The organism is Streptomyces sp. NPDC004435 (assembly GCF_042873895.1).
In the GTDB taxonomy this organism is placed as follows: Bacteria; Actinomycetota; Actinomycetes; order Streptomycetales; family Streptomycetaceae; genus Streptomyces.
In genome coordinates, this window is record NZ_JBIAMB010000022.1 from 73,212 (window position 1) to 87,604 (window position 14,393).

Below are 14,393 nucleotides of genomic sequence, written 5' to 3' on the forward strand. Positions count from 1 at the left end.
GGCGGGGGGGCGGGGGCCCCCCGCGCCCCGGGGGGGGGGGGCGGGGCCGGGGGGGGGGGCCCCCCCGGGCGGGGGCCCCCCCTCTCCACGTGCGTACGAGCGTGGGCTCAGTGGCCCGCGCCGGCGTCGCCGTCCCCGGCGCCGTGCTCGCCTTCCTCGCCGCCGTGCTCGGCGCCGTGCTCCCCGGCGTCGGCCGAGGCGTCGGCGGACGGGGTGGCGGAGGGCGGGAGCGGGATCTCGGTCGGGCCGAACTCCTTGAAGTAGCTCGTCGACGGGACGACGAAGGCCTCCAGGGAGACGTCGCCGGTCTCGCTGAGCTTGAAGACGACCTTCTGCGCGTCGCCGTTCTTCGCGGCCTCGTGGCCGTTCTCGATGGTGGCGGAGGCGTTGCCCGGGCCGCCGATCACGACGGAGCCGCCGGCCGGGACCACGATCGGGCCGGTGCCCTGCGCGGTCTTGAGGACGACCGCCGCGTTGCTGCCGGGCAGCGCGATCGACTGGAGCGTCTGCGGCGCGCGGCCGTTGTTGAAGACGGTGGCCGAGACGACCGCCGGGCCCTTGGCGCCGGGGGTCGGCTGGGTGATGACGAGCGCGTTCTGGATCTTGACGTCGTCCACCGTGACGGCGGCGTTGTCCGGCTTGATGCCGAGCGTCTGGGCGTCGTTGCCCGCCCCGCAGGCGGACAGCGCGGCGATCGAGAACACGACGGCGGTGGCGGCGAGAGCGCCGCGTCGAAGGCTGCGGCTCACGGCGGCGGCAACTCCTAGGACGTACGGACGGGAGAGGTACCGGAGCGGTACCAGGGGTACTAAGGACCAGCTAAAGGTGCGTCAGCGCGCTTAGGTTACCGAGCCGCACTCTCCGTCCCGCACCCGACCCGCCCCTAAGCGTCCCGCACCGCACGCGCGGTCCCCACGGGGACGGCCGGTCGGGCGCCCCGGGCGTGGCCGGAACACATCCCATTGGCCCGGCGTTCACATAACCGACGTGATCAATTCCGGCGGCCGTGTCGCATTCCGCATCGCTTCCCTTACGGAAAAGCACGGACGGGGTGCCCGCTGATCAATTCCGGATTCTCGGCGCGATCCCTCCGTACGGGTGGTCGATCCTCGAACGGAGTACGTGAAGGAGGCCACTCGGGGCTGGACGAAACAGGACATACCGCACCCTCCGGGGGTCTCCGGATGTGTGTAACGTGCGCGTTTCTCTCCGTCGACGTAGCCGCTCCGACCTGCGAATACCGCCTTCCGGAAGCCCTCCGCAGCATGGGGGCGACGCACTTGTCAAGCCCCGAGATATGCCCTGACCTGCGGAAACGCCATTCAGAAGAAGCAGTTTCCGTGTTACCCTGGATAGCCACGGAAGGGGTACCTGTCACATGACGTTCAAGGTTGGCGACACCGTGGTCTATCCCCATCACGGGGCCGCGCTGATCGAGGCCATTGAAACTCGCCAGATCAAGGGTGTGGACAAGACCTACTTGGTGCTCAAGGTCGCGCAGGGCGACCTGACGGTTCGCGTGCCGGCGGACAACGCGGAGTTCGTAGGCGTGCGCGACGTAGTCGGGCAGGACGGGCTCGACCGGGTCTTCGAGGTGCTGCGCGCGCCGTACGCCGAGGAGCCGACGAACTGGTCCCGCCGCTACAAGGCGAACCTCGAGAAGCTCGCCTCCGGCGATGTGATCAAGGTTGCCGAAGTGGTCCGCGACCTCTGGCGCCGCGAGCGCGAGCGCGGTCTCTCCGCAGGTGAGAAGCGCATGCTCGCCAAGGCTCGGCAGATCCTGGTGAGCGAGCTGGCCCTCGCGGAGAACACGAACGAGGACAAGGCCGAGGCCCTCCTCGACGAGGTGCTCGCGTCCTGACGCCTGGCGCACACCATGCCCAGCAGTAGCAATGCCGCGGTGCCCGCCGACACGCTGTGAATCATCGATCCACACCATCGATTCCACAGCGCCGTCGCCGGGCACTGCGGCATGTTCGTCTCCTCTTTTCCCTCCCCATGGAGCACGCGACCGGCTGCTCCCGCATGGCGACGCCCCGACCGTCGTCACGGAAAGGGCCCGGTCGAGGCGTCGTACGAAAAAACCTGCTGACGCCATACCCACGTCGCCCGCGGAAACAAACCTGCCGGAGTGCAACCGATGTCTGACGAAGCGCGTCCCCACCGCACCGCAGTGGTGATCCCCGCCGCCGGTCGGGGCGTACGCCTCGGCCCGGGCGCCCCCAAGGCGCTGCGCGCGCTGAACGGCACGCCCATGCTCGTCCACGCCGTCCGCGCCATGGCCGCCTCCCGTGCGGTCCAGCTCGTCGTCGTGGTCGCCCCCGCCGACGGCGTGACCGAGGTCAAGCACCTCCTCGACGCCCACGCCCTCCCCGAGCGCACCGACTACCTCGTCGTCGCCGGCGGCGACACCCGCCAGGAGTCCGTCCACCTCGGCCTCAAGGCGCTCCCCGCCGGCATCACCACCGTCCTCGTCCACGACGCGGCCCGCCCCCTCGTCCCCGTCGACACCGTCGACGCCGTCATCGAGGCGGTCCGGGACGGAGCCGTCGCCGTCGTCCCCGCGCTGCCCGTCGCCGACACCGTCAAGGAGGTCGAGCCCGCCGGGACCCCCGGCGACCCCGAGCAGGTCGTCGCCACCCCCGTCCGCGCCCGCCTCCGCGCCGTCCAGACCCCCCAGGGCTTCGACCACGACACCCTGGCCGACGCCCACGCCACCATCGCCCTCGCCGGCGAGGGAGCCACCGACGACGCCGGCATGGTCGAGCGGCTCGGCGCGCCCGTCGTCGTCGTGCCCGGCCACGAAGAGGCGTTCAAGGTGACCCGCCCCCTCGACCTCGTCCTCGCCGAGGCCGTACTCGCCCGCAGGAGGGCCAACGATGGCTTCTGAGCTCCCCGTACTGCCCCGCACCGGCATCGGCACCGACGTCCACGCCTTCGAGAAAGGCCGCGAACTCTGGTGCGCCGGCCTCCTCTGGGAAGGGGAGGAGTACGGCCTCGCCGGGCACTCCGACGGTGACGTCGCCGCCCACGCCGCCTGCGACGCGCTCTTCTCCGCCGCCGGCGTCGGCGACCTGGGCGCCCACTTCGGCACCTCCCGCCCCGAGTGGTCCGGCGCCTCGGGCGTCACCCTCCTCGCCGAGGCCGCCCGGATCGTCCGCGCCGAGGGGTACGAGATCGGCAACATCGCCGTCCAGGTCGTCGGCGTCCGCCCCAAGATCGGCAAGCGCCGCGACGAAGCCCAGAAGGCCCTGAGCGAAGCCGCCGGCGCCCCCGTCTCCGTCTCCGGCACCACCACCGACGGACTCGGCCTCACCGGCCGCGCCGAGGGCCTCGCCGCCCTGGCGACCGCGCTCGTCTACCCCGTCGCCCGCTGACACACCGGAAAAACGTGCCCCGCGACCGGGAATCGGTCGCGGGGCACCACCGCACGACCACTACCCTGGACCCCGTGACTATTCGCCTGTACGACACCAACGCCCGGCAGATCCGTGACTTCACCCCGCTCACGCCGGGCTGCGTCTCGATCTACCTCTGTGGTGCCACCGTCCAGGCGGCCCCGCACATCGGACACATCCGGTCGGGGCTGAACTTCGACATCATGCGCCGCTGGTTCGCCTACCGCGGCTACGACGTCACGTTCGTCCGCAACGTCACCGACATCGACGACAAGATCATCGCCAAGGGCCGCGACCAGGAACGCTCCTGGTGGTCCATCGGCTACGAGAACGAGCGCGCCTTCAACGCCGGCTACGACGCCCTGGGCTGCCTCCCGCCCACGTACGAGCCCCGCGCCACCGGCCACGTGCCCGAGATGATCGAGATGATGCGCGGCCTCATCGAGCGCGGCCACGCCTACGAGGCCGACGGCAGCGTCTACTTCGACGTCCGCTCCTTCCCCGGCTATCTGGAGCTCTCCAACCAGGACCTGGACGACCTCCGCCAGCCCGACGAGGGCGTCTCCGGCAAGCGCGACCCCCGCGACTTCGCCATGTGGAAGGCGACCAAGCCCGGCGAGCCCGACTGGGAGACCCCGTGGGGCCGCGGCCGCCCCGGCTGGCACCTGGAGTGCTCGGCCATGGCCCACAAGTACCTCGGCTCCGCCTTCGACATCCACGGCGGCGGCCTCGACCTGATCTTCCCCCACCACGAGAACGAGATCGCCCAGGCCAAGGCCTTCGGTGACGAGTTCGCCCGCTACTGGGTCCACAACGCCTGGGTCACCATGAGCGGCGAGAAGATGTCGAAGTCCCTCGGCAACTCCGTCCTCGTCTCCGAGATGGTCAAGAACTGGCGCCCCATCGTCCTGCGCTACTACCTGGGCACCCCGCACTACCGCTCGATGATCGAGTACAGCGAGGAGTCCCTGCGCGAGGCCGAGGCCGCCTTCGGCCGCATCGAGGGCTTCGTCCAGCGCGCCACCGAGAAGGCCGGCCGGACCGTGGCGCCCGCCGCCGAGGTGCCCCCGGCCTTCGCCGAGGCCATGGACGACGACCTCGGCGTCCCGCACGCCCTGGCGATCATCCACACCACCGTCCGGCAGGGCAACAGCGCGCTGGGCGCCGACGACAAGGACGAGGCCATCGCCCGCCTCGCCGAGGTCCGCGCCATGCTCGGCGTCCTCGGCCTCGACCCGCTCGACCCCCGGTGGGCCGACGAGTCCGGCGGCGGCGAGGAGCTCCACGGCGTCGTCGACACCCTCGTCCGGCTCGTGCTCCAGCAGCGCGAGGCGGCCCGCGAGCGCAAGGACTGGGGCACGGCCGACGCCATCCGCGACCAGCTCACCCAGTCGGGCCTGGTCGTCGAGGACAGCCCCGACGGCCCCCGCTGGACCATCGCCAACCGATAGAACACCCCGATGATGTGCCGCCCGGAGCCCCGGGCGGCACACTTCACTTAACAAGCTTCCGCACGTACGCCAGAGGAACAGGTAGCAGTCATGGCCGGGAACAGCCAGCGCAGGGGACGTCGCACGTCCAACAAGAAGGGCGCGACGATCGGCAGCGGTGGCAAGCGACGCCGCGCCCTGGAGGGCAAGGGCCCGACGCCCAAGGCCGAGGACCGCAAGGGCCACAAGGCGTTCCGCGTCTCCAACGCGATGGCCAGGAACGCGGCCAAGCGCAAGCCCGTCGCCCGCCGCGGCGGAAAGGGCCAGTCCGAGATGGTCGTCGGCCGCAACCCCGTCTTCGAGGCGCTGCGCGACGGCGTGCCCGCCACCACCCTCTACGTCCAGCAGTTCATCGACAACGACGAGCGCGTGCGCGAGGCCCTCAACCTCGCCACCGGCCGCGGCAACATCAACATCATGGAGGCGCCGCGCCCCGAGCTGGACCGGATGACCAACGGCCTGAACCACCAGGGCCTCGTCCTCCAGGTCCCGCCGTACGAGTACGCGCACCCCGAGGACCTCGCCGCGGCCGCCTACGACGAGCACGAGGACCCGCTCATCGTCGCCCTCGACGGCGTCACCGACCCGCGCAACCTCGGCGCGATCGTCCGCTCCGTCTCCGCCTTCGGCGGACACGGCGTCGTCGTCCCCGAGCGCCGCGCCGCCGGCATGACCGCCGGCGCCTGGAAGACCTCCGCCGGCACCGCCGCCCGCACCCCGGTGGCCCGCGCCACCAACCTCACCCGCTGCCTCCAGGAGTACCAGAAGGCGGGCGTGACCGTCGTCGGCCTGGCCGCCGACGGCGAGGCCGAGGTGCACGAGCTGGAGGCCCTCGCGGGCCCCGTCGTCATCGTGGTCGGCTCCGAGGGCAAGGGCCTCTCCCGCCTCGTCGGCGAGACCTGCGACATCCTCGTCCGCATCCCGATGCCCGGCGGCGCCGAGTCCCTCAACGCGGGCGTCGCCGCCGGCGTCGTCCTCTACGAGGCCGCCCGCCGCCGCATGGTCTGACCCGCCTCCCCCGTACGGGCTGACCCGCACGGGGGACCCGCCCCGGCCGTGATCTTGACGGACCTCGGACATTCCGAGCATGTCAAGGCAGTGTCCAAACCGCGCGTCACTCGGTTAGATGAGTGTGGACACCAGAACGCCCCGGCCGGGGTTCGACGACCAGCCCGCGCTGAGCATGGTCAAAGTGGATTCCGATCCCGCCCAGGTGATCGTGAACCACGCCAGCTTCCGTGTGCGGCTCGCGCCGGCCCAGCAGCCGAAGTTCGCCGCGAACCCCCGCGTGGCCGCCCTCTCCGGCGCCGCAGGCGCGGGGGCGCCGCGCCGCCGACCCGTCGTGTGGAGCGGAAAGGCCACGCCGGGCGCGACCGGACTCCTCCAGGCCGTACGCGCGTCCTCGGGCCCCGCGGTCTCCACGCTGGAGCCGGCCACCCAGACCATCCCGCGCATCGACGACACGATGCCCACCCCCGTCGTCCCGGCCGACGCCGTCGCGCCGATCCTCCCGCCCATGCGACGGGCCGAGGGCGCCTACGACGACGTGTACGAGCCGCGGCCCGAGCCCGAGGCGTACGAGGAGGCCCGCCCCGGCTCCCAGCGGCCCGGCACCGACCCGGTCCGCCACGCCTACTACCCGGGCCGCCGGATGAACCTCGGCGTGGTGCTGCTGCCGCTGCGCGTCTTCCTCGGCTTCATCTCCATCTACGCCGGCATGGGCAAGCTCTGCGACCCCGTCTACTTCGACGGCGGCGAGCGCGGCTCCATGGTCAAGTGGCTCACCCAGCTCCACCCGTGGCCGCTCGCCGAGCCGCTGCGGGACTTCGCGCTCCAGCACCCCGTCGGCGCCGGACTCACCGTCGCCTTCCTCCAGGTCGTCGTCGGCGTCCTCACCGTCCTCGGCCTCTGGCAGCGCGTCGCCGCCGTCGTCGGCGCCCTCCTGTCCGCCGCCCTGATCCTCACCGTGAGCTGGCGGACCGTCCCCGTCTACGACGCGCCCGACATCATCTACCTGGCCGCCTGGTCGCCGCTGATCATCGCCGGCGCCCCCGTCTACTCCCTCGACGGACGGATCGCCGGCGAGGCGTGGCGGACCCTCGGACCGCGCGCCGAACTGTGGGAGCTGCGCCGCCGGGTGATGCGCCGCTCGCTCCTCTTCGCCTCCGTCGCCGTCGGCCTCACGCTGCTGGTCGGCTCCGTCCTCGGCGGCGCCGTCCGCTCCACCGAGATGGTGACCGTCCCCGGCCCGAACGACGACCCGATCAACCACCTGCCCGGCCAGCCGCTCCCCTCCGAGACCGAGCGCCGCCGCACCCCGTCCGAGTCGCCGCGCGGCGAGCGGACCGAGCCCGCCGCGCCGGCCACGACCGAGGCGCGCGAGGAGGAGGAGACCCGGGAGGCCACCCAGGAGGCCACCCGGCCGACCGAGACCGGTTCCGGCACCTCCTCCACCCCCACCCGGGAGAGCAGCCGCCCGACCGCCACCGAGGGCACCGGCGGCACCGGCGGGCGCACCCCCGCCCAGTCCGAGCCGGCCCCGCCGCCGGCCACCAGCGACAGCCCCAGCGCCACGGCTACCGGCGGCTCTTCTTCCTCCTCCGGCGGCGGCGGTTCGTCCACCGGTACCCCCAGCCAGGAGACGCCGACCGAGGAGGCCGGCTCGGGCGGCGGCGAGGCTCCGCGGAACCCGATCGGCGGCCTGCTGGGCTGAGCCCGGAGCCGTACCCGCAAGATCCTCGTACGTCCGCGGACGACAGAGGCGGGGCCCCCCCCCCCCGGGCGGGGGCCCCCCCCCCCCCCGCCCCCCCCCGGCGCCCCGCGCCGGGCCCCCCCCCCCCGCCCCCGCGGCGGGCCCCCCCGGGGGGGGGTGCCCCCCCCCCCAATACCCGCGACGGCCGGGGCCCCCCTGGGGCGCCCCCGCCCCCGGGGGGCGGGGCCCGCCTCTTCCCGTGTCCCGCTTCAGAGTCCCTGCGCGGCGAGCTCCTTCGCGGCCTCCGTGAGGTCCTTCGCGGTGTCGATGGCCCGCCAGTACGCCCCCTGGGGCAGCGGGAAGCCGGCCAGGCGCCGCTCACGGGCGAGGCGCGGGAAGGTGGTCCGCTCGTGGTCGCCCAGGTCGGGCAGGAGCTCGGTGAAGGCGGGGGAGAAGACGTACACGCCGGCGTTGATGAGGAACGGCGACGGCGGCGCCTCGACGAAGTCGGTGATGTGGCCGAAGGTGTCGGTCTCCACGGCCCCCCACGGGATCCGGGGACGGGCCAGGGCCAGGGTGGCGGTGGCGTCCCGCTCGTCGTGGAAGGCGGCCATCTCGCGCAGCGAGAAGCGGGTCCAGATGTCGCCGTTGGTCGCGTACCAGGGCCGGTCCGGCGCGGGCAGGTGCGCGGCGGCGTACTTGAGGCCGCCGCCCCGGCCCAGCGGCTCGGACTCGACGACCGTGGTCACCTTGAGCGGGAGGTCCGCCTCCTCCAGCCACTCCTGGAGGACTTCGGCGAGGTGTCCGCAGGAGACGACGGCGTCGGTCACGCCCTCGGTGGCCAGCCAGGAAAGCTGATGGCCGATGATCGGGGTCCCGGTGCCCGGGATCTCGACCATCGGCTTGGGGCGGTCATCGGTGTAGGGGCGCAGCCGCGAGCCCTGGCCGCCCGCCAGGACCACGGCCTGCGTCGGAGTGGTGTGCATACGGGGAACGATAGGTGCCCCGCGGGCGCGGACGCGGTGACGGCGCTCAGCCCGTCGCGCGCATCACGCCGGTCGCGTACGCGGTGTCGCAGACCGGCCGGGAGAAGGCCTGGGCGCGGGACGGGCCGTAGTGCTCGACGGCGGCGCGGCCGAGGGCGCGGGCGATCGACACGCAGTGCTCGGCGAGCGAGGGGCGGTTCTCCACCTCGCGCTGGAGGTGGGTGAGGGCGACGCCCGGGTCCTTCTCCTGGAGCTCGGCGAGGAGCCGGTCCCGCAGGACGTCCTGCGGGGCGCGGGACTTCGCGCGCTGGGAGACGTCCGCGGCGGACGCGGTCAGCATCTGGCCTTCGGCGTCCTGGCCGGCCCACGGGACGGCGGACACCGCGAGCGTTCCCGACAGGACCAGGACGACGGGCAGGACGAGGGCGAGGGAGCGGCCGATTCGGCGGGCAGTGTGCGTCACACCGGCGAGCGTAGCGGGCGGTAGTGATATGGCGACATTTAGTCACTCTCGCGAGGGATGGTTCGACGCGCCTTTTCGAATCCCGTGTTGACGCGGGGCGGTGGGGAGGGCCCCGAATGCCGGGGTTTTCCGGGGTTGGCCCGCTTAAACGAACGACCCCGCATCCGCAAGGGATACGGGGCCGTTCGCCACCGACCGTTTCAGGTCGGGGTCACTCGCTGATGCGGAGCTCCGTCGACTTGGAGAAGACGTGCAGCTCGCCGGCGCGCGGGACGACGTGCAGCGTGGAGCCCTTCGCGGGGATCTCGCGGCCGCCGACGCGGATGACGATGTCCTTGTCCTCGCCGCCGACGCGGGTGGAGCCGTAGACGAAGCCGTCGGAGCCGAGCTCCTCGACGACGTTGACCGTGACGGCCACGCCGTCCTTGCTCGTCGGGCCCGAGACGTCGAAGTGCTCCGGGCGGACGCCGACGACGACGGTGGTGTCGCCGTTGGCGGCGGCGGTGGCCAGGGCGTCGCGGGAGACCGGGACGACGCTGTTGCCGAACTTCACGCCGCCCTCGGTGATCGGGACCTCGATCAGGTTCATGGCGGGGGAGCCGATGAAGCCGGCGACGAACAGGTTCGCCGGGCGGTCGTACATGTTGCGCGGGGTGTCGACCTGCTGGAGCAGACCGTCCTTCAGCACGGCGACGCGGTCGCCCATGGTGAGGGCCTCGGTCTGGTCGTGGGTGACGTAGACCGTGGTGATGCCGAGGCGGCGCTGGAGGCCGGCGATCTGCGTACGGGTCGAGACGCGGAGCTTGGCGTCGAGGTTCGACAGCGGCTCGTCCATGAGGAAGACCTGCGGCTCGCGGACGATCGCGCGGCCCATGGCGACACGCTGGCGCTGACCGCCGGAGAGCGCCTTCGGCTTGCGGTCCAGGTACTGGGTGAGGTCGAGGATCTTCGCGGCCTCTTCGACCTTGGCGCGGATCTCGCTCTTGTTGACGCCGGCGATCTTGAGGGCGAAGCCCATGTTGTCGGCGACGGTCATGTGCGGGTACAGCGCGTAGTTCTGGAACACCATGGCGATGTCCCGGTCCTTCGGCGGCAGGTGGGTGACGTCGCGGTCACCGATGCGGATGGCGCCCGCGTTCACGTCCTCCAGGCCGGCCAGCATGCGCAGCGAGGTCGACTTGCCGCAGCCCGAGGGGCCGACGAGGACGAGGAACTCGCCGTCGCCGATCTCGATGTCGAGCTGGTCGACGGAGGGGGTCTTGGCGCCGGGGTAGATCCGGGTCGCCTTGTCGAAGGTGACAGAAGCCATGGTGATAGATCCCTTCACCGGCAGGAACGTGCCGGACGATCCGAGTGGAAGGAAGGATGGGTCTAGTCCACCTGGGTGAACTCCGCTCGACGCTACCTTGGCGGTGTCGGGTCTGTCAGTAGTCGCAGACGAGGAGATTTCCGGAGGCCGCCCGGCTGGGGCGGGGCGGCCGGCCGCGGGCGCCGGAAGTCCTTCGGGGTGGTTGGTGGCGCTGTGTAGAGTGGGGGCCACTCGCGCGTGAGAACGCGTGTGTGCCTCCTTAGCTCAGTCCGGCCAGAGCAACGCACTTGTAATGCGTAGGTCGTCGGTTCGAATCCGACAGGGGGCTCCGCCGAACTCGTGTCCCGGACCACTGCGGTCCGGGACACTTGTGCGTTACGGGGTGGGTACGTGGCGTGGGGTTCTCGGGGAGGGGTGCGGTCGATGGGTCGGCGTTCCGGTGGGCTGATCGGGATCTGGGCCGAGCAGCAGCGGGTGGCGCAGCGGGAGAGGGAGGGGCGGCAGCAGGCGTTGCTGCGGCAGCAGCGGGACGCCGAGCGGGCGCAGCGGGCGTACGAGCGGGACGTGTCCCGGATGCAGCGGGAGCAGCGGGCGGAGTACCGGCGGCATCGTGAGGCGGACGCCCTGCGGCGGACGCGGGAGATCGACGAGCGGGTCGCGGTGCTGGAGGGGCTGCTCGCGGCGGGGTGCCGGGCGCCGGAGTTCCGGGTGGACGCGCTGCGGCGGGCGGAGGAGGTCGAGCCGTTCGCGCCGGGGCCGCTGGGGCAGCCCGTGCCGATGCCGGACCAGCGGTCGTACCACGGTCTCGGCGGTGGCGGCCGGGTGCGGTTCGAGCAGGACTGGTACGCGGCCCAGGCGGCCGAGGCGCGGCGCCTGGAGTCGCTGGCCGCGTACCGGAGGGAGTACGACGCCTGGGCGGCCGCCCGGATCGCCGAGATCAGGGAGCACAACCGGGGGGTCGCCGGGACCGGTGACGCCCTGTCGGCCGGGGAGCCGGAGACCGTGGTCGAGTACTTCTCCGCCGTGCTCTTCGCGTCCGGCGCCTGGCCGGAGGGGTTTCCCCGTGAGGTGTCGGCGGCCTACGACCGGGGCGGGCGCGGCTTCGTCCTGGACTGGGATCTGCCGGGGTACGAGGTCGTTCCCGAGGTGAAGGGGATCAAGTACCTGCCGAGCACCGACCAGGAGAAGGAGGTGCCGCGGCCGGTGACGCAGCGGCGGGCGCTGTACCGGAGCGTCCTCGCCCAGAGCGTGCTGCTCGCGGTGCGGGAGCTGTTCGCCGCGGACCGTTTCGGGGCTCTGGAGTCCGTCGCGCTCAACGGGTACGTGAGCGGGGTCGATCCGGGGACCGGGCTCGACTCCCGGGTGTGCGTGGCGTCCGTGGTGGTGGCGCGGCGGGATTTCGACCGGCTCAACCTGGGTCTGGTGGACGGGGTGGAGTGTCTGACGGGGGCGCTGTCGGGGCGGTTGTCCGGGAAGCCGGAGGAGCGGGTCGCCGTGGCGGCGTTGCGGTCTCCCGATCAGGTCGGGTCGGAGGTGGTGGTCCAGGGGGACGGGGAGGAGCCCGATCTGCTGTCCATGGATCCGATCGCCTTCGAGGGGCTGGTCGCGGAGCTGTTCCGGGCGCGGGGGCTCCAGGCGGTGACGACGCGCCGGTCGAACGACGGCGGTGTGGACGTGGAGGCGCTGGATCCCGATCCGATCAGCGGCGGGTCGATCGTGGTGCAGGTGAAGCGGTACCGGAACACGGTGCCGCCGAGCGCGGTGCGTGATCTCTTCGGGACGGTGCAGGGGGCGGGGGCCAACAAGGGCGTGCTGGTCACGACGTCGAAGTTCGGCCCCGGGTCGTACGCCTTCGCCGACGGCAAGCCGCTGACGCTGATCCCGGGCACGGAGCTGGTGGAGCTGTTGCACCGGCACGGGTTGCGCGGGCGGCTGGGGGCCGGGGGCCCGGTGCCGGGGCCCGCGCCGGTGGAGCGGTCGGCGGAGGCCGACGAGGACTTCAACGTGCTGGGGATGGTGTGGTCGGGGGCGGTGGCCCTGGACGTGTGCGCGCTGGTGTGCGCGGGGAGCCGGGTGCTGGCGGACGAGTGGTTCGTGTTCTACAACAACGGGGCGACGCCGGACGGTTCGGTGGCGATGGTGGCGGCGCCGGCCGGTGACCGGGCGGCGGTCCGGGTGGGGTTCGGGGCGCTGCCCGCGGCGGCGGACCGGCTGGTGCTGGTGGCGGCGATCGACCCGGAGGCGAATCCGGACGCGGATCTGTCGGGGTTCGTGGACGCGGGGATCGTGCTGCGGGACGACGCGGGGGCGGAGCTGGACCGGCTGGTGGTGTCGGACGGGCGGCCGGGGGAGACGGCGCTGGTCCTGGGGTCGTTCCGGCGGAGGGCCGGCGGGGACTGGGACTTCGTGGTGGGCGGCAGGGGGTACGGGGGCGGGTTGGCCGAGCTGGTGGGGGATTTCGGGATCGACGTGGCGTGAGGGGGCGGGGCTTCCGCGTACGACCGGTGACGCGCGGGTGAGCGCGAGGGCCCCGGTCCCGTGAGGGGGCCGGGGCCTTCGTCGTGGGGTCAGCGGCCGGCGATGCGGTTGGCCCAGACGGCGACGCGGTCGGTGGTGGCGGTGTGGTGGGTGGCCTCGCGGTGGTCGGCGCCGCGGAAGGCGGCGTACATGGTCTGGACGCCGAGCCAGCGGAAGGGTTCGGGCTCCCACTTGCGGACCTTGTGGTCGACCCAGGGGAGGGCGGTGAGGTCGGTGGCGCCGGACTGGCCGGAGTCCTGCCGGATCAGGTCGCGCAGGGTGCGGGCGGCGAGGTTGGTGGTGGCGACGCCGGAGCCGACGTAGCCGCCGGCCCAGCCGATGCCGGTGGTGCGGTCGAGGGTGACGGTGGCGCACCAGTCGCGGGGGACGCCGAGGACGCCGGACCAGGCGTGGTCGATGCCGATGCCGGCGAGCTGGGGGAAGAAGCGGACGAGGAGGTCGTGGAGGGCCCGGACGGTCTGCGGCTGGGTGCAGCCGTCGTTGTCGGTCTTCGAGCCGTAGCGGTAGGGGACGCCGCGGCCGCCGAGGGCGATGCGGCCGTCGGCGGTGCGCTGGGCGTACATGTAGGCGTGGGCCATGTCGCCGAGGGTCTCCCGGCCGTTCCAGCCGATGGAGTCCCACTGGGCGTCGCTGAGCGGCTCGGTGGCGATCATGGAGGAGTTCATGGGGAGCCAGGTGCGGCGCTGGCCGGCGAGGGAGGCGGTGAAGCCCTCGGTGCAGCGGAGCACGTAGGGGGCGCGGACGGTGCCGTAGGGGGTGACGGCGTGCTGGGGCCTGATCTCGGTGACCGGGGTCGACTCGTGGATCGTGACGCCGAGGGCCTCGACGGCGGCGCGCAGGCCGTGGAGGAGTTTCACGGGGTGGAGGCGGGCGCCGTGCGGGGTCCAGGAGGAGCCGACGGCGCCCGCGACGCGGACGCGTTCGGCGGTCTCGCGGGCGCCGTAGATCTCGCGGTCGGCTTCGCCGAAGGCGTGTTCGGCGGCGTGGAACTCCTTGAGGCGGGTGAGCTGGGCGGGGGTGAGGGCGACCTCCAGGACGCCGCCGCGGTGCTGGTCGGCGTCGATCTTCTCGGTGTCGAGGACGTCGAGGACTTCGGTGACGGTGGCGTTCATGGCCTGCTGGAGGCGGACGGCGGCCTCGTGTCCGTGCAGCTTGGCGTAGCGGTCGCGGCCGGCGATGCCGTTGTAGAGCCAGCCGCCGTTGCGGCCGGAGGCGCCGTAGCCGCAGAAGCGGGCCTCCAGGACGACGATGTCGAGGAAGGGCGCGGCCTTCTTCAGGTAGTAGGCGGTCCACAGGCCGGTGTAGCCGCCGCCGACGACGCAGACGTCGGCGGTGCGGTCGCCGGGCAGCGGTTCGCGGGGGTCCGGCAGGCCCTCCTGGGCGAACCAGAACGAGATGCCGCCGTTGACCGTGTCCCGGCCGCCCGTGCCCGTACCGCCCGCGCTGCTCGTGCTGCTGTTCATCCCTGTCCTTCTTCCCGGTGCGTGGCGGGAGGCTACCGGGGGCGTTGGTCCCGT

At 72.8% G+C, this 14,393-nt stretch carries 12 protein-coding genes and 1 tRNA gene; 8 read left to right on the forward strand and 5 right to left on the reverse strand.

All coding sequences use genetic code 11. The annotated features are described in order from the left end of the window. Positions 1-107 precede the first annotated feature (107 nt). On the reverse strand, positions 108-749 hold the full coding sequence (locus tag ACFYT9_RS31915) for a DUF461 domain-containing protein (protein ID WP_389169243.1): 642 nt from the start codon (positions 747-749) through the stop codon (positions 108-110). Between the two features lie 629 nt (positions 750-1,378). Between ACFYT9_RS31915 and ACFYT9_RS31920 the strand changes: the two genes are divergently transcribed. The 6 genes from ACFYT9_RS31920 to ACFYT9_RS31945 all read left to right on the forward strand — a co-directional run bounded on the left by ACFYT9_RS31920 (position 1,379) and on the right by ACFYT9_RS31945 (position 7,601). Beyond that, on the forward strand, positions 1,379-1,861 hold the full coding sequence (locus ACFYT9_RS31920; RefSeq protein WP_003953493.1) for a CarD family transcriptional regulator: 483 nt from the start codon (positions 1,379-1,381) through the stop codon (positions 1,859-1,861). A 279-nt stretch (positions 1,862-2,140) separates the two neighbouring features. Beyond that, positions 2,141-2,890, forward strand: coding sequence for a 2-C-methyl-D-erythritol 4-phosphate cytidylyltransferase (gene ispD, locus ACFYT9_RS31925; RefSeq protein WP_387272481.1), 750 nt, complete (start codon positions 2,141-2,143; stop codon positions 2,888-2,890). Further along, the gene (gene ispF, locus ACFYT9_RS31930) at positions 2,880-3,377 is read left to right on the forward strand and encodes a 2-C-methyl-D-erythritol 2,4-cyclodiphosphate synthase (RefSeq protein ID WP_387272479.1); all 498 of its coding nucleotides are present in this window, start codon (positions 2,880-2,882) and stop codon (positions 3,375-3,377) included. The genes ispD and ispF overlap by 11 nt, the downstream gene beginning before the upstream one ends. A gap of 74 nt (positions 3,378-3,451) precedes the next feature. Further along, entirely contained in the window at positions 3,452-4,849 is a 1,398-nt protein-coding gene (gene cysS / locus ACFYT9_RS31935; RefSeq protein WP_376603037.1) for a cysteine--tRNA ligase, read from the forward strand. Positions 4,850-4,939: 90 nt separating this feature from the next. Beyond that, the gene (gene rlmB, locus ACFYT9_RS31940; RefSeq protein WP_376603036.1) at positions 4,940-5,896 is read left to right on the forward strand and encodes a 23S rRNA (guanosine(2251)-2'-O)-methyltransferase RlmB; all 957 of its coding nucleotides are present in this window, start codon (positions 4,940-4,942) and stop codon (positions 5,894-5,896) included. A 118-nt stretch (positions 5,897-6,014) separates the two neighbouring features. Then, a complete protein-coding gene (locus ACFYT9_RS31945; RefSeq protein ID WP_389169246.1) occupies positions 6,015-7,601 on the forward strand; it encodes a DoxX family protein in 1,587 nt (528 codons plus the stop codon). Between the two features lie 248 nt (positions 7,602-7,849). Here the strand turns inward: ACFYT9_RS31945 and ACFYT9_RS31950 are convergent, their stop codons facing one another. From ACFYT9_RS31950 to ACFYT9_RS31960, 3 genes are all read right to left on the reverse strand, one after another. Beyond that, positions 7,850-8,566, reverse strand: coding sequence for an NDP-sugar synthase (locus tag ACFYT9_RS31950; protein ID WP_376599644.1), 717 nt, complete (start codon positions 8,564-8,566; stop codon positions 7,850-7,852). 46 nt (positions 8,567-8,612) lie between these two features. Then, positions 8,613-9,029, reverse strand: a complete 417-nt coding sequence (locus ACFYT9_RS31955) for a hypothetical protein (RefSeq protein ID WP_376599646.1) — start codon at positions 9,027-9,029, stop codon at positions 8,613-8,615. A 211-nt stretch (positions 9,030-9,240) separates the two neighbouring features. After that, on the reverse strand, positions 9,241-10,338 hold the full coding sequence (locus ACFYT9_RS31960; RefSeq protein ID WP_376599648.1) for an ABC transporter ATP-binding protein: 1,098 nt from the start codon (positions 10,336-10,338) through the stop codon (positions 9,241-9,243). A 253-nt stretch (positions 10,339-10,591) separates the two neighbouring features. Here ACFYT9_RS31960 and ACFYT9_RS31965 point away from each other — a divergent pair. Together ACFYT9_RS31965 and ACFYT9_RS31970 are read left to right on the forward strand one after the other, a co-directional pair. Further along, positions 10,592-10,666, forward strand: a tRNA-Thr gene (locus tag ACFYT9_RS31965). A 95-nt stretch (positions 10,667-10,761) separates the two neighbouring features. Next, the gene (locus tag ACFYT9_RS31970; RefSeq protein WP_387272474.1) at positions 10,762-12,816 is read left to right on the forward strand and encodes a restriction endonuclease; all 2,055 of its coding nucleotides are present in this window, start codon (positions 10,762-10,764) and stop codon (positions 12,814-12,816) included. Positions 12,817-12,905: 89 nt separating this feature from the next. Here the strand turns inward: ACFYT9_RS31970 and ACFYT9_RS31975 are convergent, their stop codons facing one another. Then, positions 12,906-14,339, reverse strand: a complete 1,434-nt coding sequence (locus tag ACFYT9_RS31975; protein WP_389169249.1) for an NAD(P)/FAD-dependent oxidoreductase — start codon at positions 14,337-14,339, stop codon at positions 12,906-12,908. Positions 14,340-14,393 lie beyond the last annotated feature (54 nt).